23 protein-coding genes and 2 pseudogenes are annotated in these 20,613 nt (G+C 53.7%); 11 read left to right on the forward strand and 14 right to left on the reverse strand.

The features are described from left to right. The first annotated feature begins 76 nt into the window (after positions 1 to 76). Both merA and merB read left to right on the forward strand, forming a co-directional pair. Positions 77 to 1,759, forward strand: coding sequence for a mercury(II) reductase (gene merA, locus BMH52_RS21060; RefSeq protein ID WP_003425044.1), 1,683 nt, complete (start codon positions 77 to 79; stop codon positions 1,757 to 1,759). 12 nt (positions 1,760 to 1,771) lie between these two features. Next, positions 1,772 to 2,410, forward strand: coding sequence for an organomercurial lyase MerB (merB, locus tag BMH52_RS21065; protein ID WP_003425042.1), 639 nt, complete (start codon positions 1,772 to 1,774; stop codon positions 2,408 to 2,410). A 92-nt stretch (positions 2,411 to 2,502) separates the two neighbouring features. Here merB and BMH52_RS21070 read toward each other — a convergent pair whose 3' ends face one another. The 4 genes and pseudogenes from BMH52_RS21070 to BMH52_RS30025 form a co-directional block, all read right to left on the reverse strand. Beyond that, positions 2,503 to 2,802: a plasmid pRiA4b ORF-3 family protein gene (locus tag BMH52_RS21070; protein WP_003425039.1), complete on the reverse strand. Its 300-nt coding sequence runs from the start codon at positions 2,800 to 2,802 to the stop codon at positions 2,503 to 2,505. A gap of 3 nt (positions 2,803 to 2,805) precedes the next feature. After that, positions 2,806 to 4,311: an IS66 family transposase gene (locus BMH52_RS21075; RefSeq protein ID WP_003425038.1), complete on the reverse strand. Its 1,506-nt coding sequence runs from the start codon at positions 4,309 to 4,311 to the stop codon at positions 2,806 to 2,808. A 37-nt stretch (positions 4,312 to 4,348) separates the two neighbouring features. Then, complete coding sequence (tnpB, locus tag BMH52_RS21080; protein WP_003425037.1) at positions 4,349 to 4,693, reverse strand: IS66 family insertion sequence element accessory protein TnpB; 345 nt, start codon at positions 4,691 to 4,693, stop codon at positions 4,349 to 4,351. Positions 4,694 to 4,889: 196 nt separating this feature from the next. After that, positions 4,890 to 4,986 (reverse strand): annotated as a pseudogene (locus BMH52_RS30025) (transposase); the annotation flags it as partial. A gap of 165 nt (positions 4,987 to 5,151) precedes the next feature. Between BMH52_RS30025 and BMH52_RS21090 the strand changes: the two are divergent. From BMH52_RS21090 to BMH52_RS21105, 4 genes and pseudogenes are all read left to right on the forward strand, one after another. Further along, a pseudogene (locus BMH52_RS21090) lies at positions 5,152 to 5,490 on the forward strand (OprD family outer membrane porin); the annotation flags it as partial. A gap of 219 nt (positions 5,491 to 5,709) precedes the next feature. Then, positions 5,710 to 5,985: a metal/formaldehyde-sensitive transcriptional repressor gene (locus BMH52_RS21095; protein ID WP_024073346.1), complete on the forward strand. Its 276-nt coding sequence runs from the start codon at positions 5,710 to 5,712 to the stop codon at positions 5,983 to 5,985. 11 nt (positions 5,986 to 5,996) lie between these two features. Next, entirely contained in the window at positions 5,997 to 6,962 is a 966-nt protein-coding gene (dmeF, locus tag BMH52_RS21100; RefSeq protein WP_008437453.1) for a CDF family Co(II)/Ni(II) efflux transporter DmeF, read from the forward strand. Between the two features lie 43 nt (positions 6,963 to 7,005). Continuing rightward, the gene (locus tag BMH52_RS21105; protein WP_008437450.1) at positions 7,006 to 7,203 is read left to right on the forward strand and encodes a DUF1289 domain-containing protein; all 198 of its coding nucleotides are present in this window, start codon (positions 7,006 to 7,008) and stop codon (positions 7,201 to 7,203) included. 303 nt (positions 7,204 to 7,506) lie between these two features. Here BMH52_RS21105 and BMH52_RS21110 read toward each other — a convergent pair whose 3' ends face one another. The 5 genes from BMH52_RS21110 to BMH52_RS21125 all read right to left on the reverse strand — a co-directional run bounded on the left by BMH52_RS21110 (position 7,507) and on the right by BMH52_RS21125 (position 11,707). Next, positions 7,507 to 7,974, reverse strand: a complete 468-nt coding sequence (locus BMH52_RS21110) for a DUF411 domain-containing protein (RefSeq protein WP_008437448.1) — start codon at positions 7,972 to 7,974, stop codon at positions 7,507 to 7,509. 162 nt (positions 7,975 to 8,136) lie between these two features. Beyond that, entirely contained in the window at positions 8,137 to 9,189 is a 1,053-nt protein-coding gene (locus BMH52_RS21115) for a copper resistance protein B (RefSeq protein ID WP_008437443.1), read from the reverse strand. After that, a complete protein-coding gene (locus BMH52_RS28990) occupies positions 9,161 to 9,406 on the reverse strand; it encodes a hypothetical protein (RefSeq protein ID WP_139271943.1) in 246 nt (81 codons plus the stop codon). Before BMH52_RS28990 ends, BMH52_RS21115 begins: the two co-directional genes overlap by 29 nt. Before the next feature lie 12 nt (positions 9,407 to 9,418). After that, positions 9,419 to 11,323: a copper resistance system multicopper oxidase gene (locus BMH52_RS21120; protein ID WP_008437439.1), complete on the reverse strand. Its 1,905-nt coding sequence runs from the start codon at positions 11,321 to 11,323 to the stop codon at positions 9,419 to 9,421. Between the two features lie 177 nt (positions 11,324 to 11,500). Next, the gene (locus BMH52_RS21125) at positions 11,501 to 11,707 is read right to left on the reverse strand and encodes a co-regulatory protein PtrA N-terminal domain-containing protein (protein ID WP_019821302.1); all 207 of its coding nucleotides are present in this window, start codon (positions 11,705 to 11,707) and stop codon (positions 11,501 to 11,503) included. Positions 11,708 to 12,093: 386 nt separating this feature from the next. On the opposite strand from BMH52_RS21125, the gene flgB reads away from it, so the two are divergent. Beyond that, a complete protein-coding gene (flgB, locus tag BMH52_RS21130; protein ID WP_008437437.1) occupies positions 12,094 to 12,507 on the forward strand; it encodes a flagellar basal body rod protein FlgB in 414 nt (137 codons plus the stop codon). Positions 12,508 to 12,537: 30 nt separating this feature from the next. On the opposite strand, the gene BMH52_RS21135 is transcribed toward flgB, so the two are convergent. The 5 genes from BMH52_RS21135 to BMH52_RS21160 form a co-directional block, all read right to left on the reverse strand. Beyond that, on the reverse strand, positions 12,538 to 12,738 hold the full coding sequence (locus tag BMH52_RS21135; protein ID WP_008437435.1) for a heavy-metal-associated domain-containing protein: 201 nt from the start codon (positions 12,736 to 12,738) through the stop codon (positions 12,538 to 12,540). Between the two features lie 111 nt (positions 12,739 to 12,849). Beyond that, on the reverse strand, positions 12,850 to 15,207 hold the full coding sequence (locus tag BMH52_RS21140) for a heavy metal translocating P-type ATPase (protein WP_024073349.1): 2,358 nt from the start codon (positions 15,205 to 15,207) through the stop codon (positions 12,850 to 12,852). A 2-nt stretch (positions 15,208 to 15,209) separates the two neighbouring features. Next, positions 15,210 to 15,455 (reverse strand): DUF2933 domain-containing protein, encoded by a 246-nt coding sequence (locus tag BMH52_RS21150; protein ID WP_032899631.1) that lies wholly within the window; start codon positions 15,453 to 15,455, stop codon positions 15,210 to 15,212. 94 nt (positions 15,456 to 15,549) lie between these two features. After that, positions 15,550 to 16,086: a plastocyanin/azurin family copper-binding protein gene (locus BMH52_RS21155; RefSeq protein WP_008437431.1), complete on the reverse strand. Its 537-nt coding sequence runs from the start codon at positions 16,084 to 16,086 to the stop codon at positions 15,550 to 15,552. Positions 16,087 to 16,251: 165 nt separating this feature from the next. Next, positions 16,252 to 16,605, reverse strand: coding sequence for a co-regulatory protein PtrA N-terminal domain-containing protein (locus BMH52_RS21160; RefSeq protein WP_008437430.1), 354 nt, complete (start codon positions 16,603 to 16,605; stop codon positions 16,252 to 16,254). Positions 16,606 to 16,810: 205 nt separating this feature from the next. Between BMH52_RS21160 and BMH52_RS21165 the strand changes: the two genes are divergently transcribed. The 4 genes from BMH52_RS21165 (at position 16,811) to copD (ending at position 20,576) form a co-directional block, all read left to right on the forward strand. Beyond that, on the forward strand, positions 16,811 to 17,506 hold the full coding sequence (locus BMH52_RS21165; RefSeq protein ID WP_008437429.1) for a heavy metal response regulator transcription factor: 696 nt from the start codon (positions 16,811 to 16,813) through the stop codon (positions 17,504 to 17,506). Then, positions 17,503 to 18,891 (forward strand): copper resistance membrane spanning protein CopS, encoded by a 1,389-nt coding sequence (gene copS, locus BMH52_RS21170; protein WP_008437425.1) that lies wholly within the window; start codon positions 17,503 to 17,505, stop codon positions 18,889 to 18,891. Before BMH52_RS21165 ends, copS begins: the two co-directional genes overlap by 4 nt. A gap of 359 nt (positions 18,892 to 19,250) precedes the next feature. Then, positions 19,251 to 19,634: a copper homeostasis periplasmic binding protein CopC gene (copC, locus tag BMH52_RS21175; RefSeq protein ID WP_008437424.1), complete on the forward strand. Its 384-nt coding sequence runs from the start codon at positions 19,251 to 19,253 to the stop codon at positions 19,632 to 19,634. Positions 19,635 to 19,637: 3 nt separating this feature from the next. Next, positions 19,638 to 20,576: a copper homeostasis membrane protein CopD gene (copD, locus tag BMH52_RS21180; protein WP_008437423.1), complete on the forward strand. Its 939-nt coding sequence runs from the start codon at positions 19,638 to 19,640 to the stop codon at positions 20,574 to 20,576. Positions 20,577 to 20,613: the final 37 nt, after the last annotated feature.

Below are 20,613 nucleotides of genomic sequence, written 5' to 3' on the forward strand. Positions count from 1 at the left end.
GTTGCGCCCCGGGTGCCTGCCCACCACAGCCAAAACAGTAATGCCGCAAAGAGACCCATTTGAGGAAGTAAACGCTATGACCACACTGCGAATCCACGGTATGACCTGCGCCTCCTGTGCCGACCGCGTCAGAGATGCTCTGGAGGGAATCTCCGGCGTGCACCGGGCGGACGTCTCCTACGCCGGTGGGAAGGCCGAAATGACGGCCGACGCGGCTGTCAGCCGTGAACAAATGCAAGCCGCCGTCGAGGCCCTTGGGTATCAAGCGTCGTTCGAAGTCGCCTCGCTACAACCGCGCCCCGGCCAGCTCGATAAGGCGCTGGGCTGGTTGCGCAGCGACACCGAGGTCGGCAAAAACGGCGACGCGCTACACATTGCAGTCATAGGCAGCGGCGGTGCGGCAATGGCGGCCGCCTTGAAGGCGGTGGAAGCCGGCGCCCGCGTCACTCTGATCGAGCGCGGCACCATCGGCGGCACTTGCGTCAACGTCGGCTGCGTGCCGTCGAAAATCATGATTCGCGCCGCGCATGTGGCTCATTTGCGCCGCGAGAGTCCGTTCGATGACGGAATGCCCGCCACGCCGCCGACCGTCCTGCGCGAGCGGCTGCTCGCGCAACAGCAAGGCCTTGTCGACGAACTGCGTCACGCCAAGTACGAAGGCATTCTGGAGAGCACACCAGCCATCACCGTGCTGCGTGGCACCGCTCGCTTCCAGGACGGCCACACGCTCAGCGTCGAACTGGTCGAGGGGGGCGGGCGCGAAGTCGCGTTCGACCGCTGCCTGATCGCTACCGGCGCCGGTGCGGCCGTGCCGCCGATTCGCGGGCTGCAAGACACCCCCTATTGGACCTCGGAGGAGGCACTGGCCAGCGCCAGTATTCCGCAACGGCTCGCCGTGATCGGCTCATCCGTGGTGGCCTTGGAGCTGGCGCAAGCCTTTGCCCGGCTGGGTAGCCGCGTCACCATCCTGGCGCGCAACTCGCTGTTCTTCCGCGAAGATCCGGCCATCGGCGAGGCGCTGACCGCAGCCTTCCGCATGGAGGGCATCGACGTGCTTGAGCAGACACAAGCCAGTCAGGTGACCCACGCCAACGGCGAATTCGTACTGACCACCAACCACGGTGAACTGCGCGCCGACCAACTGTTCGTCGCCACCGGCCGCACGCCCAACACCCAAAGCCTGAACCTGGAAGCGGCGGGTGTACTGTTGGATGAACGCGGCGCCATTCAGATCGATCAGGGCATGCGCAGTAGCGCAGTGGATATCTATGCAGCCGGCGACTGCACCAACCAGCCGCAGTTCGTCTACGTCGCGGCGGCGGCTGGCACCCGTGCGGCGATCAACATGACCGGCGGCGAAGCTACGCTTAATCTCGATGCCATGCCGGCGGTGGTGTTCACCGATCCGCAGGTGGCCACCGTCGGTTACAGCGAAGCGGAAGCACAGCGCGCAGGCCTCGAAACCGACAGTCGCACGCTGAGCCTGGACAACGTGCCGCGTGCGCTGGCCAACTTCGACACGCGAGGGTTCATCAAGCTGGTCGCCGAAGCGGGTTCTGGTCGGTTGCTCGGCGTGCAGGCGGTGGCCCCGGAAGCGGGCGAGCTGATTCAGACGGCGGTGCTGGCTATTCGCAACCGCATGACCGTGCAGGAGCTGGCCGACCAGTTGTTCCCCTACCTAACCATGGTCGAGGGCCTGAAGCTCGCGGCGCAGACTTTCACCAAGGACGTAAAGCAATTGTCCTGCTGCGCTGGATGAATGGAGAGCACCATGAAATTTGCCCGCTACATTACCGAGATCGCCGAACGTCTCACCCCGACCAACCGGCCCAAAGGTTTTGCGGAGTTCTTGGTCGCGCTACTGGGTGAACTTGCCAAGGGACGCCCGATTTCGCGAACTACGCTTGCCAGGACTCTTGGCTGGCCCGCTGAGCAAGTGGCGGCTGTGCTCGAACAAGCCACCAGTACCGAATACGACAACGATGGGAACATCATCGGCTATGTCCTCACCTTGCGCGAGACGTCGCATGTCTTGGAAATTGACAACCGCCGGCTGTATGCCTGGTGCGCGCTGGACACCCTGATGCTCCCGGCGTTAATCGGCCGTACAGCTCGCGTCTCGTCGCATTGCGCTGCAACTGGAGCACCCGTTTCGCTTACGGTTTCACCCAGCGAGATACAGGCTGTTGAACCTGCCGACGTGGCAGTGTCACTGGTATTGCCGCAGGAGGCGGCCGACGTTCGTCAGTCCTTCTGTTGCCATGTGCATTTCTTCGCATCTATCCCAGCGGCAGAAGATTGGGCCTCCAAGCATCAAGGATTGACTATCGTAAGCGTCCAAGAGGCGTTCGGCGTGGGCCAGGAGCTTAATCGACATCTGTTGCAGACCCTTCCAATGAGAACATCGTGATTGGATTTCGACTCAATGTCCTACGGAGTGGGCATCGGATTTCTCTTTCCGACTTTGATCCGGTGATCCCAGCCATCGCCAAAGTCATAGACCTAGCGGAATGTCCTTTTCCCGTTCAACGCTTTGATCAGAGTCTTGCGGGTCTCCGAGTTCACGGGAGGCCCCCATCCATCGGAGTCGGGAATACCGTAACTCTCACCAGCTATTTCAAACTCATGCAGATGGTCATCGTGCCAGCCCATTGCGATCTGGATCACCGCGTGCAATTTGCCTAAGGTGATGTTCTCGGGCACCGCCACACGGCGCCAGATGGCAGGTTCGATCCACTTCAATTCAATGTGCAGTAGCAACAAATCAGGTTCGGGTTTTGGCAAGCGAACAGTTTTGACCATGGATCAGGCGGCCTCGCAGAGTTCCGTGGAGGCGAGAGAAACGTTCCAGGGCAGCAGTTCGTCGACCCGATTGATCGGGTGGTCGGCGATGCGCTCCAGCACGTGTGTCAAATAGGCTTGCGGGTTCAGGTCGTTGAGTTTGGCTGAACCCACCAGGCTGTAAATCGCAGCCGCTCGTTCGCCGCCGGCGTTGGAACCGACGAACAGATAATTTTTTCTGCCTAGCGCGACAGCACGTAGCGCGCGTTCGGCAGCGTTGTTGTCGATCTCAATTCGCCCGTCATCGCAATAGCGCACCAAGGCCTGCCACCGATTGAGGGCATAGAGAATCGCACCGCCCAATGCCGATTTTTTCGACAGTTGAGTCAGCGTCTGGTTGAGCCACGCGTGGAGTTGTTCCAGCAGCGGACTGGCTCGGCTTTGCCGAACCACTTTTCGCAGGTTGGGCGGTTGCCCTCGAATCTCGCTTTCGATGGCATACAGGGCCGCAATCCGTTGCAGCGCCTCGGCGGCAAGTGGTGAAGCCAGGTCTTTGTAGACCTCGTAAAACTTGCGCCGGGCGTGAGCCCAACACGCCGCTTCCTCAATGGTGCCCGTGGCATATAGTTGAGCAAAACCGGCATAGCCGTCCGCCTGCAAGATCCCGCTGAAGCGCTTGAGATGCGCGCGGGGATGTTGCCCCTTGCGATCCGGCGAGTAGGCAAACCAGACCGCCGCCGGTGTCGCGTCCCCCGTAGGTCGGTCGTCCCGCACGTACGTCCACAGGCGCGCCGATTTGGTCTTGCCGTTGCCCGGCGCGAGCACGCCAATCGGCGTGTCGTCGGCATGGACTTTGTGTCCGCTCATGACGTGGTGCTCAAGGGCGTTGATCAGTGGTCGCAGCAACTGACTGCTCTGGCCAACCCAGTCGGCCAGGGTTGAGCGCTCCAGCTCCACGCCCTCACGGGCGTAGATCTCGGACTGCCGATACAACGGCAAATGATCGACAAACTTCGAGACCAGCACATGGGCCAACAACCCTGGGCCGGCAAGACCTCGGGCGATCGGGCGACTCGGTGCCGGCACCTGGGCGAAGTGCTCGCAGCAGCGGCAAACCCACTTCGGACGGACATGGCGAATGACTTTGAAACGTGCCGGAACGTACTCCAGCACTTCGGACACATCCTCACCTAAATGGCGAAGCGTCCCACCGCAGCCAGTGCATTGCGACTCGGGCTGATGAACGTGGGTTTCGCGAGGTAGGTGTTCAGGCAATGGTTTACGGCGCGAAACTGCGCGAGGTGCCGGCTCGACTGGAGGTGTCATTTCGGCTTGGCTGATTTGCAGCTCATCAAGGCTCAACTGGAGCTGGTCGATCATCGCTTCCAGTTGCTCGGAGCTGCGACCGAACTGCGTACGACGCAGCTTGGCGATCATCATCTTCAAGCGCTCAATCTCTGCGTGCTGGGCAGCGATCAGCGCCTTCAAGGCTTGAAGATCATTCGGCAGGGAGTCGGTCACGAGGGTCATGCCCGAATATTACTGGGGATTTTTTCAGCGCGGCAAGTCAGACCGCGAGGACGGGTGCTGTACGAATTGGCCGGCGCCAATCAATGCCCTCCAACAGCATCGACAACTGCGCGGTCGTCAGCGACACGCTGCCGCTGGTTGCTTGCGGCCAGACAAAGCGTCCTTGCTCCAACCGTTTGCAAAACAGGCACAAGCCGTCGCCATCCCACCACAACAGTTTGATCCGGTCACCACGCCGTCCGCGAAAGGCGAAGATCTGACCGGAGAAGGGATCGGCTTCCAGTTGAGTCTGCACCATGGCCGCCAAACCGTCGAAGCCACGACGCATGTCCGTGACGCCAGCGGCGATCCAGATACGGGTTCCAGCGGGAGGGGCAATCATCGCACTAACTGCTGCAAGACGAGTTGCAGCGTCTGCGGGTCTGGTGCTCCGGTGATACGCAACTTGGCTTTTCCTACCTCAACTGCGATCTCGGAATGACACTCTGCCTGTGGCTGGAAGACTGGCGGCAGATCCATTGGCGCCTCGATCACCTGGACTGGCAAAAACGAAGCACTCTGGCTGACCGGGCCGAATAGCCCTTCTTGGTATTGCTGCCGCCAGCGAAAGACCAGATTGGCATTGACGTCATGTTCGCGAGCGATCAATGACACGGAGGCGCCAGGCTGGAAGGTGGCCTCGACGACTTGGCGTTTAAAGTCCAGCGGAAAGTTGGGGCGGCGACCGGCTCGACGGGCTGGGGCAACTGTATCCAAGATAGTGTCCACTAAAAAATGGTGTCCACTATCTTGGCCAATTTGGAGGGCTGTCAGGAGAGGGTGCTGGCCGGACGGTTACATTTCAACTCACCGAAAGAGCAATCCTTGCAGCTGCGCTACGATCTAGATATGCAGGCTTTCGGCATCCCCGGTCTGAGCTTCATGACCCGCTACGCTAAGGGTTGGGATGCGGACTATTCCAACGCAAACAGCGTGTACATGCGTCGCGGAGCGGACGGTGCCCCATTGCAGGACCAAAAGCGTTGGGAGCGAGACATCGAGGCTAAGTATGTCATCCAGTCAGGCTCACTGAAGGACATGTCTTTACGTGTCCGCCAAGCAACGACACGAGCTACCGATTTCGAATCTGATTTGGACGAGGTCAGACTGATTGTTGAATATCCACTGCAACTCCTTTAACGGGCATTAGCCATCGGCATCAACTGTCCGGTATCCCCGATACACCCCGTCTCCTTGTTTCTCCTTTGGTTTGGAGACGGCTTAGGCGCCCTAGTGGCGCCTTTTTTTGTGGATTGAAGAAACTGTTGGTATATCCATCCCGGCGGCGAGCGTCCCTGGGGTTGTATGGCTGATTGGAACGTGTGAACATACTCTCAATATAGGTAGGGGGGGTATGGTATGGGTCATATGAGATCAAGCAAAGACAATCTTCTTAAGCGTGTAAAGCGAATCGCTGGGCAAGTCCAGGCGATTGAGCGAGCACTCGACTCTGATGATGACTGCTCGAAAACCCTGCTTTTGGTCGCTTCTGCCCGTGGCGCTATCAATGGGCTGATGGATGAAATTATCGAAGACCACGCTCGTGAACACGTTGCGAATCCGACACTCAGCAACGAAGAAAGAGCGAAAGGCGTCGATGAGCTTCTCGAAGCCATTCGCCGCTATTCCAAATAGGATTTGCCCAGATGAGTAATTCGTACACCGACTATTCCCACGACCATATGTTCCTGGGGAAATCACATGAAGAAAACGCCAAGCGAACCTTGTGGGTAGTGGCTCTGACCGTCGTAATGATGGTTGCTGAAATCACCGCAGGTTATCTCACTGGCTCAATGGCGTTGCTTGCTGATGGATTTCACATGGCAACACACGCTGGAGCACTTGGCATAGCCGCAGCTGCTTACGGTTACGCAAAAAGACATGCCTCAAATGCTCGCTACAGTTTTGGAACTGGCAAGGTTGGAGACTTGGGTGGCTTCGCATCTGCTCTGATTTTGGGACTGGTCTCTTTGGGAATTGCCGGAGAGTCGCTATTTCGTCTCTTTCAACCGACTCAAGTGCAATTCGGGACAGCGACTCTTATCGCAATTGTCGGATTAGCAGTGAATGTGGTGAGCGCGCTTTTGCTGTCTGGCGGTCATAATCATCACCATGGGCATGACCACGGCCAAGATGAATCTCACCATGCACATGGTCATGACAATAATCTGCGCTCTGCTTATATTCACGTCATTGCAGATGCACTGACTTCGGTTCTGGCCATCGCAGCACTGCTTGCTGGTCGTTACCTTGGTTGGGTCTGGCTCGACCCTGCAATGGGGATTGTGGGTGCAGTTGTCATCGCACGCTGGGCTTGGTCGTTGATGCGGGTGACTGCGAGTGTATTGCTAGACCAGACAGATGATCATGTCGCTGAAGAGATTCGTGAACTGGTTGAGCGACAGGGAGATGCTTCGATCATAGATCTTCATGTCTGGCAGGTAGGGCCGCAAGCCCGCGCCGCTATTGTGAGTGTTCTAGGCAGCCCAGCAGTGAATGCACAAAACATACGAGAACGGCTTGCGACAGTTCATGAGATCACTCATCTGACAGTTGAGTACCGCACGAAGCCGGGCGCTGTTTCACCCGATCAGGTCGCCGTTCAGGCTTAGCAATGAGCCCGTAGTTCGCATAAGTTCGCCGAGGAATTGACCAATGGCCAAGGACATCGAGAATCCGTGTACTTCTGTCTGCCAGTTGAACAGCGAACTGTGCGTCAGCTGCGGTCGCACCAAGGAAGACATCAGAAAATGGAAACGAATGAAGCGTCCAGAAAAAATGGCCGCTGTACAACGCGCGACCCTGCGTCTGAAAAGCCTGCAAAAAAAGAACTCTCAAACCACTGTAATTTAACTTTTCTACGCTTTCAGCCGAGACAGATGTCCAGATTCGGAAAGGCAAGCTGAGTGGCAACGCCACCCGAACTTAGCACTATCGTGGTCAGATGCGCAGTGCTTGTCAGCAGACGGAGCATGGCGTCATCTCAAATTGTTATTGAGGACAGCGGTACGGGGTTATCCGATTCGGCGCAGGCGCGCCTTTACAGCTTGTTGCTGATCGTCCTTTGCGTATTGCTTGAGAATGAAATCAACATAGCATGTCCCGCTGCATGGCCATGAGCTGGGACCATGCTGTGGCCGAATGGATGAGGTGGGATTAGTTTGCGGGGTATTCAGCAATGACCTGATCTACGCCGGCTTTGGTCAGGCCGATTATTTGGTAGGTCTCATGTACTCCGTCGACTTCCATTCCTGGAGAACCTGCTGGCATTCCAGGAGCAGCGATCCCGAGAAGGTCGTCACGCTTACTCATCGCAATTATTTGCTCAACTGGCACATGACCTTCAACAAACTTCCCGTTGATCATCGCAGTGTGACAAGACGAGAGTCGTGGAGCGACACCTAGATCTTGTTTGACAGCACTCATGTTGGTTTCTACATGATCAATGACGGTGAAGCCATTGGCCTCAAGATGCTGAATCCATTTTTTGCAGCATCCGCAGTTTGCATCTCGATGCACATCGATGGTCAGGGCCTGCGCCGCTTGAGCCGTTGAGCCGATGAACAGCGCAGCGAATGTTGCAATACGCAGAAATCGACTTGAAAGTCGGAAGCTACCTGTCATGAATATTTCCTTTTCCCTTGGAGACGGCGAGATGTTCTACGAAGCAATAGAACCCCACTCAAGCGTTCATGCCGCTGCAAAGGTTACATTGAAGGATCTACTTTAGAGTCGGGGAGCCAACTCCCCGATCATTTGAATTCGTAGGGCTAGTGCTCAAATCGCTCAGAACCACATCCGAATACCAGCTACAAACCGGGCCTCGTTTGTCTTTTCCCCTTCATCGCTGGCTAGGTCAGCCGTCTTACCATATGAGCGATTCCAGCTAACACCAATGTAGGGTGCGAATTGACGAGTAATTTCGTAGCGCAACCGCAGGCCTAGTTCGGTGTTGGCCAATCCAGATCCTATGCCGCGCTGAGGATCATTTTTCCCGTACAAGTTTACTTCGGCGGTCGGCTGCAAGATCAGGCGATTGGTCAACAGGATGTCGTAATCGCCTTCAAACCGAGCTGCGGTTTGACCGTTCTCACCAATATAAGCAGTCGCTTCAGCTTCAAAGTTATAGAGGGCCATGCCCTGAATACCGAGCGCTCCCCATGTTTGAGGTGACCCAGGTTTGAAGTCTTGTCGAATGCCGGTGACGACATCCCACCAAGGACCGATGGCGTGTCCCCACAGAGCCTGAAGTTCAGCGTTCTCGGTTACGCCATTGGTACGTTCGCCTTCCGAACGCAACCATAGGCGATCGACGTCACCGCCGATCCACCCTTTTGCATCCCAAGCCAGCGCACTACCGTTGTCAGCGTCTTGGTACTCAAATTTATCCAGGAGGATGAACGAGTTAATTTTTTTATCGTGCACACCATGGCCTGGTAAGTCTGGAAAAGCGGCGGCCCGGTCAGCGTCGGTAAGTACGGGGATTGGGGTTCGGCTTGTGGTAGTCGCCCCTCCATCCATGCTTTCCATACCGTCCATTTGCCCGTTATCGCTGTGATCCATAGCCCCCATCTTGCTATGGTCCATGGCTCCCATTGAGCCGTGGTCCATCTTGGAGTGATCCATCGCGGCATCTTTCGGTTTGGCGGGTTTGGATTTTTGTGCAGTTGAAGACTTTGCGTCCGCACTTGATGGCATCGCCATCGACGGATCCATCTCTTCAGCGGCTTGAGCCATGAAAAAGAATGCTGGACCGGTAGAGACTGCAAGTGCCATCAGCGTTGGGCGTAAAAACTTACTGGTCATGATCTCAATCTGCCTTTTTGGTTTTTTGGTCATGATCCATCGACTCATGGCTCATCTGGCTATGGTCCATCGCCCCGTGATCTAGCTTCGGATCGTTTGCCGTTGCTGGCTTGTCCGTTGCTGTAGCAGGAACAGTGGTTGAATGGTCGCTGCCATTTTCCTCTGCCAGCACCGTGGACGAGAGTCCACTCAGCAGGACAGCAGCAAAGAGGCAACCCACGAGGGAATTACGATTTAGGTATGTGCTCACAGATCGTCTCCTTTACTCATCTACCCGTACTTCACGGAACATGCCCATTTCCATATGGAAAAGCAGGTGACAGTGATATGCCCAACGGCCTAAGGCATCAGCGGTGACTCGATAGCTGCGTTTGGTACCTGGTGGCATATCGATCGTATGCTTGCGCACCATGAACTTGCCGTTCTCATCCTCGAGGTCACTCCACATGCCGTGAAGGTGGATGGGGTGGGTCATCATGGTGTCGTTCACCAAGGTGATGCGCAGACGCTCGCCATACTTCAGGCGCAGCGGTTCGGCGTCAGAGAATTTGATGCCGTTGAACGACCACGAGAACTTCTCCATGTGACCGGTCAAATGAAGCTCGATGGTACGATTTGGCTCGCGGCCGTCAGGGTCTTGGAAAGTGCTTTTCAAGTCGGAGTAAGTGAGCACTCGACGACCATTGTTCCGCAAGCCTATGCCCGGATCACTTAGCTTTGGCGTTGGATTCATGGCTTGCATATCAACCAGGGGATTGTTGGTTTCAGAGGCAGGGTGTGTCTGCATTTCTCCACCCATACCACCCATGCCAGCCATCCCTGACATATCACCATTGCCCATCCCAGCCATCTTGCTGTGATCCATGCCCGCCATGTTAGTCATGTCACCGCTGTCCATGCCGGTCATCCCGGTCATGTCACTTTGGTCCATACCGGTCATCTTGCTGTGGTCCATGCCCGCCATGCCCGCCATGCCGGACATGTCACCTGGTGTCTTCTCTGCGCCGCCCATACCAGCCATGCTGCCATGGTCCATACCAGCCATACCGCCCATCCCCATGTCATCCATAGTGACGATTGGACGTGGATCTATAGCAGGTACCTGAGCAACTAGCCCTTCACGAAGAGCGAGGGTTCCGCGTGCATAACCCGTCCGATCCATAGACTGGGCGAAGATGGTGTAAGCCTCTTCACTGGCAGGCTCTACGATCACGTCATACGTTTCAGCTACGGCGATGCGGAATTCGTCAACACTCACTGGGTTGACGTGTTGGCCGTCGGCGGCCACAACGGTCATTTTCAAACCAGGAATGCGGACGTCGAAATAGCTCATCGCCGAGCCGTTGATAAAGCGTAGTCGTAGCTTCTCACCCGGCTTGAAAATACCGGTCCAGTTACCGTTTGGCGCCTGGCCATTCATGAGATAGGTGTAAGTATCTGCGCTGACGTCTCCAAGGTCGGTTGGGCTCATGTTCATTTCAGCCCACATCTTCCTGTCAGCTACTGTAGCTGACCAACCTTGCTTACTGACATCGTCGATAAAATCACCAACGGTGCGTTTATGGTGGTTGTAGTAGCCCGACTGTTTCTTAAGCTTGGCCATGACGCGACTAGGATCTTCATCGGTCCAATCAGTCAACATCACCACATAGTCGCGGTTGTATTGAAAAGGTTCAGGCTCTTTCGAGTCGATAACGATTGGCCCGTAAACCCCTGCCTGCTCCTGTAAGCCCGAGTGGCTGTGGTACCAGTACGTACCATTCTGATGAACCTTGAACTTGTACTCGTACATGCCGTCGGGTGCGATGCCATGGAAACTCAAGCCAGGTACACCGTCCATATTGGCCGGCAGAATGATCCCGTGCCAATGGATTGAGGTGTCTTGGTCCAGGCGGTTTTTTACACGCAGGGTGACTGTCTCTCCTTCGCGCCAACGCAGCAAAGGTCCTGGCAATGATCCATTGATGGTCATGGCTGTTCGCGGCGAGCCGGTAATGTTTACAGGTGTTTCACCAATAAACAGATCAAATTCATTGCCGGTGAGTACGCTCGGCAGACCTGGACTTGTCACCGCCCATACTGGAGTGCGCCAAAGGCCAAAGCCGCCGAGAATGCCACCAGCGGCCAAGCCTTTTACGAATGTCCGTCTAGAGGTTTTGGAATGCATGCCGTTTATTTCCAATCAGTCAAAAGGGAAGCCGTGCGAAACAACCGATCATGAGTTGCCCGGATCAGCTTTGCCCACCGTCACAAAAGACAAACTCTTACGGCAAGCGAGCTCAGAAATTGCCACATTTAAACCACCGCAGTGATTACATTTCTGTCAGCTTGGAGGGCTAGCTATTTAGCAATTCTTGTGATCCATCGCCTTGGCTTTGCTTTCAGCGACGGGATGTTGGGCATTTTGCGTTTGAGCTACTCGGTACGATTCCATCGAATTATTCCTGGCCACTTCCATGCGTGCGAAAGTCCGGTCACCACCCCCTTCAGCCATAGCCAAAGAAGAGACGGTCAGAGCCGCGATGACGAACAAGGTTTTGATAGGGTTCATTTGGGGGGCCTCGGATGATTATTGGTGACCCCTGAATCCACATCAGTCGTTGACTCTAGGGGGTGAGCTTGAGGCTCAATAGGACTATAAGACTCATCCCCTGTCAGGAAGCTTAGGCCAATATTACAGTTGTGTCAGGTTGCGATATTTCTCTTGAGATGCAGAGTGATTAGTCCGTAAGGTCTAAGCTATCCAACGACACATAACCTCCATCCACCATCTAAAATTTACCTGTGCGGCGTTGTAAGTTTCCGGTCACTGCACGATGGCGTGGCGTTTTTTGAGTTTTTCGCTGAAATCATACATCGGCTCGGACGCACTACGTTAAGCACTTGAGTGTTCGATAGGTGGGAATTAAATGGCAGCGTAACTAAAGGTGGCCACCGGTGAGTATTAATTTTGACAAAGCGCTTGGCTCCGCAGAAAGAGCATTACGTTTTCGCAGCCAACGAGCTGAGGTACTTAGCAATAATATCGCTAATGCCGACACTCCTAACTTTAAGGCCAGGGACTTGGACTTTTCTGCTGTACTGGCTAGCCAAACAAAAGGAGGTTTGGCTACTCCGTTCTCTTTAAAAACAACAAACCCAAAACATATTGCCGTAAACGAATTAGTAAGTGATATTCACGGCGGTGCTTTGCTTTACAGTACGCCGAACCAACCTTCCATTGATCAAAATACTGTGGATCAACAGGTCGAGGTCGCAAAGTATACGGAAAATGAAATTCATTTCGAAACCGCCTTTACTAGATTAAATGGAGCATTTAAGGGGCTACTTAAAGCTCTGCGAGGTGAATAATAAACTTTACCCAGCGAGGGAATCAGCGCCTCAGGCGCTGATTTGGGAAGGGAAACCGAGTGCTTCGACAGTTTTACGGACTTGCTCTGGGTTTTCACTGCTTTCAACGCTTACCTTACCTGCTGCGCGATCCACGGAAATCATAGCCTCGCTGTCCAGTGACTGAATTGCTTTGGTGATTTTGCTGACGCAGCTACCGCAACCAATGCCTGATACGTTTAAGACGAACATGGTTATTCCTCTTGTGCTGAGCAGTCTATTTTCACCGCAACAACAAGATCAACGTTGACACCACGGTAAGGTCAAGAGTTATGTATAGCGGGCTGTGAGCATCGGTTACGCTCATTCAATTCGGGTATTCCTCAGCCTCAAAGCATTGAAAACTACAGACGCAGAACTGACGCTCATGGCTAACGCAGCAATCATTGGAGACAGAAGGTGCCCCGTCAGTGGATAGAGCAGGCCTGCGGCGAGGGGAATACCCATTGAGTTGTAAAGGAAGGCGAACCCCAAGTTTTGCCGCATGTTTTTTACCGTTGCAACCGAAAGTGCCCGTGCCCGTAAAATCCCCATCAGGTCGCCTTTTACCAGCGTGAGCTGCGCGCTATTCATCGCGACGTCAGTCCCTGTACCCATGGCAATGCCCACATCTGCTCGCGCCAAGGCCGGTGCGTCGTTGATACCGTCGCCGGCCATGGCAACCTTTCGACCGGATTGCTGGAGGTCCGCCACCAGGCGCTCCTTGTCCTGAGGTTTCACTTCACCATGAACCTCTTCAATACCCATCTCCTTGGCGACAGCACGTGCGGTGGTGAGCCCGTCTCCCGTGGCCATGATGATTTTTACGTTATCAGCCTTAAGCTTGGTGACTGCTTCTTTAGAGGTCGGTTTTATCGGGTCTGAGACCGCTAGTAATCCTGCCAAGACCCCGTCAACTGCTAGATAGATGATGCTGATGCCTTCAAGGCGCAACAACTCTGCACGTTCTTGTAAGACCTTTGTGCTCACGCCGGCAGCTTCCATCAGTGCAGTGTTGCCCAGCTGTACTTTCTTGCCATCAACGAGACCACTCACCCCAATCCCTGAGCCGGACTCAAACGATTCAGGCTTGGTGAGCGCAATATTTTCAGTTCGGGCGTGATCGACGATGGCGTGTGCCAAAGGATGTTCGCTGCCTTGATCAAGGCTAGCGGCCAGTTGAAGCACATCGCGTGGGTTGAAATCTGGTGTGGCCTCCACACTGTGAAATACCGGCCGTCCCTCTGTCAGGGTTCCCGTTTTATCGACAATCAGTGTGTCGATCTTGCAAAGGTTTTCGATGGCACTGGCATCTCTGAACAGCACACCCATACTGGCGGCTTTACCCGTCGAAACCATGATCGACATGGGCGTTGCCAGACCCAGAGCACAGGGACAAGCGATGATAAGCACGGCGACAGCGTTGATCAGGCCGAAGACCCAGCTGGGTTCCGGGCCGAACAGTCCCCAACCTATGAGGGTCAGCAACGCAATCGCGATAACCGCCATCACAAAGTAGCCGGCGATCGAGTCGGCCATTCGTTGCATGGGCGCTTTGGAGCGTTGGGCTAGTGCGACCATTTGTACTATCTGCGACAGCATGGTGTCAGCGCCGACCTTTCGCGCCTCCATCACCAAGCTTCCATGAGTATTAAGCGTGGCACCGATCAGACTATCCCCTGCTCTTTTCATGACCGGCACAGGTTCACCAGTGAGCATGGATTCATCCACCGCACTTTCTCCCTCGAGTACAGAGCCATCAACTGGCACTTTTTCACCAGGTCTGACCCGCAAATGGTCTCCCAAGTGAACATGGGTAAGAGGAATGTCTTCCTCCTGACCATCGGCGTTGATCCTGCGTGCAGTCTTGGGAGATAGGCCAAGAAGGGACTTAATGGCGGCGGAGGTTTGTGACCGTGCTTTGAGCTCAAGAATCTGCCCAAGCAAGGTGAGCGAGATGATGACCGCAGCGGCTTCGAAGTAGACGCCGATGCGTCCATCTTGCATGAAGGTGGTGGGAAAACTTTGGGGAAATAGGGTTGCCGCGACGCTGTAAAGATAGGCTGCGGCAGTACCTAAACCAATCAGAGTCCACATGTTTGGACTGCGATTTCTAACGGATGCTATGCCTCTTACAAAAAAGGGCCAACCTGCCCATAAGGTGACCGGAGTGGCAAGAGCGAACTCGATCCAGTTTTGAACCGAACCATGGAAGATTTGTAATGAGTGACCCGCCATGGCTAGAAGGGCCACCATTACGGTTAAAGGCAGCGACCACCAAAAGCGGCGGGTGAAATCCAGGAGCTCGGGTTTGTCATCGTCATCAAGCGCGGGCATGACGGGCTCTAATGTCATGCCACATTTAGGGCAATTGCCGGGCCCTGGCTGTCTTATTTCCGGGTGCATAGGACAGGTAAACTCAGTGGCTACCTGTAGCGTGGGCTCTATAGCGGCGCTGCTGGGTTCAGCGCTGGGATGATTACCAATGTAGCGTTCTGGATCTGCCCGAAATTTCTCTTGGCATTTCTGGCTACAAAATTGATACGTCTGTCCTTGGTAAGACTCGCCAAATTTACTTGGAGGTATAACCGCCATACCGCACACCGGGTCGCGTAGACCACCGTCATTGGGTGAGGCAGCGTGGGCGGGACCGTGATCGTGGTGGCTCGGTGGAGTGGGCATAGCTATTTCTCTTCCTTGTTGGTTCCTGCCTGATCGCCATGGTCATGTCCGCCATGTCCATGTCCAAAAAAATGCATCAATGGACAGATCAACAGGATGAGGTAGGGCAAATACGGATAAACGTGGGTGAAATGTTCCCGCACCCCGTAAAAGGCACCGATCGCAATGAGCATGATCAGTACAACGCCTGTTTTGCGCCTCCAAAATGGTGGGGAGGTGCTTCCAGCCGGATGCTGATGCTTATCCATGATCTAGACCCCGTGTGTGAGCGTGTTGCTCTGATCTCTGCCTCAGAGCATAGCGAACTCTTGCGTCGACGCGGTTTTAGCGGTCGGTTCAGGCTTACTTCAAGTCAAATTGACCGACCATCCCCGACTGGTAATGACCTGGCACGTTGCAGGCAAATTGAAGTCCAGTTGTGTTGTTGAAGGTCCAGATCAACTCCTTGGTTGCCCCTGGCTCGATCAGCACGCTATTCGGGTCGTTGTGTTCCATTCCAACCATCTTCATGCCTCCCATGCTATGGCCCATGTTGCCCCACATTTTTCCAGTTCCGGTGGGTGTAAGCGTTCCATTCTGGAACATGCTCGCCATTTCTTTTTGGTGCGCCGCGTGAGCAGCGGCTTGGCCGATATTGAACTCGTGCAGCAACGCCCCTTTGTTGTGAAGTACAAAGCGAACCGTTTCACCGGGCTTTACGTCGATGCTTTTAGTTTTGAAGAAAATATCACCCATCTCTACATCAACCGTGCGAGTGACCTCTGAGGCGACTCCAGGCTGACCGATATCCTCTTTCCCATGACCTACGCTGGCCATCGCCGTAGCGCCGAGGAGTAGGGTGATTGCCGCAATAACTGGAGTAATGAGCTTAGTTTTCATGGTGACCTCGAGAGCCAGTGGAAAATACTAGCTATGCTAAAGGGATAGAGCTGAGCGTTAACTGACTTGAACACTACATTTCTGTCAGTTTTCCTGAGAAAACACGGCGCCCAGATGACGCCGTGTCTAGTGGGCGGTTCAGAGAGCCCCGTAGGAGTTATTCGGTTACTGATGGTTCTCAGAAAGCATCAGTTTGTGCTCGCGCTGCATTTGGTTCAAAACGTCATCAACCATGGCGTCGTGTTTTTCCATCCAGGCGAGATGTTCCTGAGGTGACATTGATGCTTTTGGATGATCTAGATGAAGCTGGCCCATGATCTCGCCCAGTATTTTCATATGCTCGGCCATGTGAACATGGCGCTGCCCTTCAGGAGCTTTTTCAGCTTGTACCAAGGTCGCTTCGGCTTTATCGCGCAGGCTTTCCATGCGCTCCATAATCCGATCTGCACCACCTTCAGCCAACGCAGATGCTGAGATGAGTATCGAACTAGCAAAGAATAGGACTTTTAAACGGTTCATGAGGAAGCTCCTTTTTGATTTGTTTTCCGGCTCCTCTAGCTTTCATGGTTAAGAGTCGGTCGAGCACCAGAAAGTACTCATGCTCGAACCCTAGACAGCACTCGCTGACATCTACCTGAAGCCAATATTACTTTTCTGTCAGTTGCTGGTTGGCAGAGGCATTTCATTGCAGACTCAGCCTCACAATTATTCGAGAGCCATCCCCATGAGACTTCTGGTTGCGGAAGACGAACCCAAAATAGGTATTTATTTGCAGCAAGGACTCACCGAGGCGGGGTTCAATGTTGATCGTTTTACCAATGGCAAAGACGCGCTTCAGCACGCCTTGAGCGAGGCGTATGACCTGCTGATTCTCGATGTGATGATGCCTGGGCTGGATGGCTGGGAAGTACTTCAGAAAGTGAGAGCATCCGGAAAAAATGTCCCTGTGCTTTTCCTCACGGCGCGAGACCGAGTTGAGGATCGGGTAAAAGGACTTGAGCTGGGGGCTGACGATTACCTGATCAAACCCTTCGCATTTTCTGAATTGCTGGCTCGCGTCAGAACGCTGCTGCGTAGAGGTACCACTGCCCCCTCCCAAACCCATATGAAATTGGCTGATTTGGAGGTGGACCTCCTCAAACGCAGGGTTATCCGCGCAGGCAAACGTATAGATCTAACGGCCAAAGAGTTTGCGTTGCTCGAATTGCTGCTCCGTCGTCGAGGTGAGGTTCTGCCCAAGTCGCTTATTGCTTCCCAGGTCTGGGACATGAACTTTGACAGCGATACTAACGTCATCGAGGTTGCTGTCAGGAGGCTCAGAGCAAAGATTGATGATGATTTTGAGGTCAAGCTTATCCACACCTCTCGAGGCATGGGGTACATGCTGGATGCGCCGGATTCGGGGACGGGGTCGGAATGAAGCGAATGTCCCTGACTACGCGCATGAGCCTGATGTTCATGCTAGCTGTAACGGCTGTGCTCACCGTCGCTGGACTCAGTTTTAACAACCTCAGCCGGCATCATTTCAAGATGCTGGATCAGCAGGCGCTGAACGAAAAGCTTCACTCGACGCAAAGAATTTTGACTGGGTTGAACAGCATTGATCAATTCAGTGATGTTAAGCCTGAGCTGGAGGCACTGCTTGGTGCTCATCGTGATTTGACAGCTCTTATCATCGATGGTGACGGTAAGCTCCTGTTTGCTGACCCAGGTCCGATCGTAGTTCCTGAAGACTTCCGAACGGTCACAAACAGCAATGTCTGGGAGTGGCGAGACCAGGAGCAGATATTTCGAGGCGTGACGGCGCAAGCCATAGTGACGGGGCAGGACAAGCCATTGACAGTGATGTTGATCTTTGATGTTACTCAACATATGGCCTTCTTCGAGACGCTTGAACGATGGTTTTGGATAGGACTGGTGATAAGCGCGCTGGTCAGTGCTGCACTGGGCTGGATGGTAGCGCGTAGTGGACTACGACCTATTCGCCTAGTCACTCAGGTAGCAGCTTCGATGTCAGCTAAATCGCTCAAAGAGCGTATTCCATTAGGTCCCGTTCCCCAAGAGCTCCAGCAGATGGTGCTCTCGTTCAACGCAATGTTATCTAGACTGGACGATGCGTTTGTTCGTTTATCGAACTTCTCTGCGGACATTGCTCACGAATTACGGACACCCGTTAGCAATTTGATGACTCACACTGAAGTGATTTTATCTAGAAAAAGAAATATTGAGGACTACGAGGACAATCTGTACTCAAATCTTGATGACTTGAAACGTATGGGACGTATGATTGATGACATGCTTTTTCTAGCGAAATCAGATAACGGTCTAATTACACATGAAAACAAACCGATTGACCTGGTAGCAGTAGTAGAGAAATTACTCGAGTACTACCGTTTGCTGGCTGATGAGCGAGGGATCGACCTGAAGGTCACAGGCAGGGGTAGCGTCCGAGGTGACGTACTCATGCTCGACAGGGCCATCTCTAATCTGCTCTCAAATGCGCTCCGGTACACCCCCGAAGGAAAGTGTATTACTGTCGATATTCGGCAGAAAGGAACTTCAATATCAGTCTCTGTGGAGAACCCGGGAGAGCCCATTGCGTCCGAGCATCTTGAAAAGCTGTTTGATCGATTTTATCGCGTGGACCCAGCTCGCAGAGAAGGAAGTCCAAGTAATGCAGGGCTAGGTTTATCGATTACTCGATCTATCATTGAAGCGCATGACGGAAAAATATGGTGTACGTCGTTAAACGGAATAACAGCCTTTCATATTGAACTCCCATGTGCTGATGCAAGAAAGGTCTAAGACACCTTGTTCATATGTATGCAGGCAACATGTGGTTAGCTCAATAGGATCGTTTTTGGATGAGAGAAAACTCTTGGAGCGTTCCAAAGAAAGTCGCGTATTTGGCGCCGTATCCGGGCAGATCAGTGCCAAAAACCCGCCCCAAGCTGACTGAAATGTAATCGAACAGTTTGCGTTCATGTGGCATCGTGTACTCGCACTGTGACGTTGGAAATCTTGTGATTCCTCCCTGTCCAGCCGGCCCTAGAACACGGAATTTGCTAGGTATTCGTCAGTGGTTTTAACGAGCGTCAAAAAGTAAAAAACTAGATATTCCCTAAAAACCTAGAACCAACAGCTTTTGCTGTCAGGAGTCTTGCATGTCATTCCTTAAAACTACCACCGTAGCTGTTGCGCTGACTGCGGGTTTGCTTCTGAGTGCAGTTGCTCAGGCGCATCCAAAGCTGGTTTCTTCTACTCCCGCTGAAGGATCGGATGCGGCGGCTCCGTCTAAAATCGAACTGCACTTTTCTGAGAATCTAACGACTCAGTTCTCTGGTGCAAAGCTGATTATGACCGATATGCCTGGTATGCCGAATTCACCTATGGGCGTAAAAGCTAACGTGGCAGGTGGCGGTGATCCGAAGACGATGGTTATTACACCCGCATCGCCATTGACCACGGGTACTTACAAAGTCGAATGGCGTGCCGTTTCCTCGGACACTCACCCGATTACCGGCAACTTTTCTTTCAAAGTGAAATGATTCATGAGCGACTCATTAAATATCGTTGTTCGCTTTGCTCTTTATTTCGACCTGATGCTGTTATTTGGACTGGCAATTTTTGGTCTTTATAGCCTCAGGGGAAAAGAAAGAATATCGGGAACAGTTTTGAATTTTGAGTCGCTTCTTTACAGTACTTCTGCTGTAGGTGTAGCTCTGTCCCTTGCCGCCATGTTGTTACTTGCGAAAGCAATGAGTGGCGTGTCGGGTTTCATGGAGCTACATCACCATATCTTTCAAATGGTTCTCATGGGGACTGACGTCGGTTTGACCTGGATGGTCCGAATAGGGGCGTTGGTGACGGCCATTATTGGCGTTTCCCTGAACAAGCGCTTTCCAACACTGAGTCTTTGGATTGTCACTGTCTGTGGCGCGATTGCGCTAGCGACGCTGGCATGGACAGGGCACGGAGCAATGGACGAGGGGAGCCGTCGCTACTGGCACTTTATTAGCGATATCTTCCATCTTTTGGCCGCAGGCGGTTGGTTGGGTGCGCTAGCGGCATTTGCCCTGCTGCTGCGTTTGAAATCACTGAAAGGTGAGCGAGAAGCACGAATTCTTGCTCGGGTACTGACAGGGTTTGAATCGGCCGGCGCGGTGATTGTAGTGATCATCAGCATTACGGGAGTGGCGAACTACCTATTTATCGTTGGGCCAAATCTCGATGAGGTGATGCTCAGCACTTATGGCGAGTTGCTATTTTTGAAGGTCCTGCTCTTTGCCGGGATGATCGTATTAGCGACGCTCAACCGTTTTCACCTAAGCCCGCTCTTGGAACGTTCTGTTCGAAATGGAGACTATGCTGTCGCGGTCAATGCCTTGCGCCGTAGCATGAAGCTCGAATTTTCAATGGCAGTCATCATTATTTGTCTAGTCGCATGGTTAGGTACTTTAAGCCCGGTCATGGAAATGAGCGCGGCATAGCGGTTGGTGATGGCCGACTAAGGAGTCTCAAGGGTGA

Source organism: Pseudomonas sp. BTN1, from assembly GCF_001907715.1.
In the GTDB taxonomy this organism is placed as follows: domain Bacteria; phylum Pseudomonadota; class Gammaproteobacteria; order Pseudomonadales; family Pseudomonadaceae; genus Aquipseudomonas; species Aquipseudomonas paracarnis.

Bases quoted from the DNA above. Each gene is read 5' to 3' on its own strand.
- BMH52_RS21165 (WP_008437429.1), top strand. From the start codon at position 16,811: ATGAGACTTCTGGTTGCGGAAGACGAACCCAAAATAGGTATTTATTTG.
- BMH52_RS21115 (WP_008437443.1), bottom strand. From the start codon at position 9,189: ATGACCAAAAAACCAAAAAGGCAGATTGAGATCATGACCAGTAAGTTT.
- BMH52_RS21110 (WP_008437448.1), bottom strand. From the start codon at position 7,974: ATGACAGGTAGCTTCCGACTTTCAAGTCGATTTCTGCGTATTGCAACA.
- tnpB (WP_003425037.1), bottom strand. From the start codon at position 4,693: ATGATTGCCCCTCCCGCTGGAACCCGTATCTGGATCGCCGCTGGCGTC.
- BMH52_RS21070 (WP_003425039.1), bottom strand. From the start codon at position 2,802: ATGGTCAAAACTGTTCGCTTGCCAAAACCCGAACCTGATTTGTTGCTA.
- BMH52_RS21075 (WP_003425038.1), bottom strand. From the start codon at position 4,311: ATGACCCTCGTGACCGACTCCCTGCCGAATGATCTTCAAGCCTTGAAG.
- copS (WP_008437425.1), top strand. From the start codon at position 17,503: ATGAAGCGAATGTCCCTGACTACGCGCATGAGCCTGATGTTCATGCTA.
- merA (WP_003425044.1), top strand. From the start codon at position 77: ATGACCACACTGCGAATCCACGGTATGACCTGCGCCTCCTGTGCCGAC.
- BMH52_RS21155 (WP_008437431.1), bottom strand. From the start codon at position 16,086: ATGAAAACTAAGCTCATTACTCCAGTTATTGCGGCAATCACCCTACTC.
- BMH52_RS21105 (WP_008437450.1), top strand. From the start codon at position 7,006: ATGGCCAAGGACATCGAGAATCCGTGTACTTCTGTCTGCCAGTTGAAC.
- BMH52_RS21120 (WP_008437439.1), bottom strand. From the start codon at position 11,323: ATGCATTCCAAAACCTCTAGACGGACATTCGTAAAAGGCTTGGCCGCT.
- BMH52_RS21140 (WP_024073349.1), bottom strand. From the start codon at position 15,207: ATGCCCACTCCACCGAGCCACCACGATCACGGTCCCGCCCACGCTGCC.
- BMH52_RS21160 (WP_008437430.1), bottom strand. From the start codon at position 16,605: ATGAACCGTTTAAAAGTCCTATTCTTTGCTAGTTCGATACTCATCTCA.
- BMH52_RS21150 (WP_032899631.1), bottom strand. From the start codon at position 15,455: ATGGATAAGCATCAGCATCCGGCTGGAAGCACCTCCCCACCATTTTGG.
- copC (WP_008437424.1), top strand. From the start codon at position 19,251: ATGTCATTCCTTAAAACTACCACCGTAGCTGTTGCGCTGACTGCGGGT.
- merB (WP_003425042.1), top strand. From the start codon at position 1,772: ATGAAATTTGCCCGCTACATTACCGAGATCGCCGAACGTCTCACCCCG.
- BMH52_RS21095 (WP_024073346.1), top strand. From the start codon at position 5,710: ATGGGTCATATGAGATCAAGCAAAGACAATCTTCTTAAGCGTGTAAAG.
- BMH52_RS21135 (WP_008437435.1), bottom strand. From the start codon at position 12,738: ATGTTCGTCTTAAACGTATCAGGCATTGGTTGCGGTAGCTGCGTCAGC.
- BMH52_RS21125 (WP_019821302.1), bottom strand. From the start codon at position 11,707: ATGAACCCTATCAAAACCTTGTTCGTCATCGCGGCTCTGACCGTCTCT.
- copD (WP_008437423.1), top strand. From the start codon at position 19,638: ATGAGCGACTCATTAAATATCGTTGTTCGCTTTGCTCTTTATTTCGAC.
- dmeF (WP_008437453.1), top strand. From the start codon at position 5,997: ATGAGTAATTCGTACACCGACTATTCCCACGACCATATGTTCCTGGGG.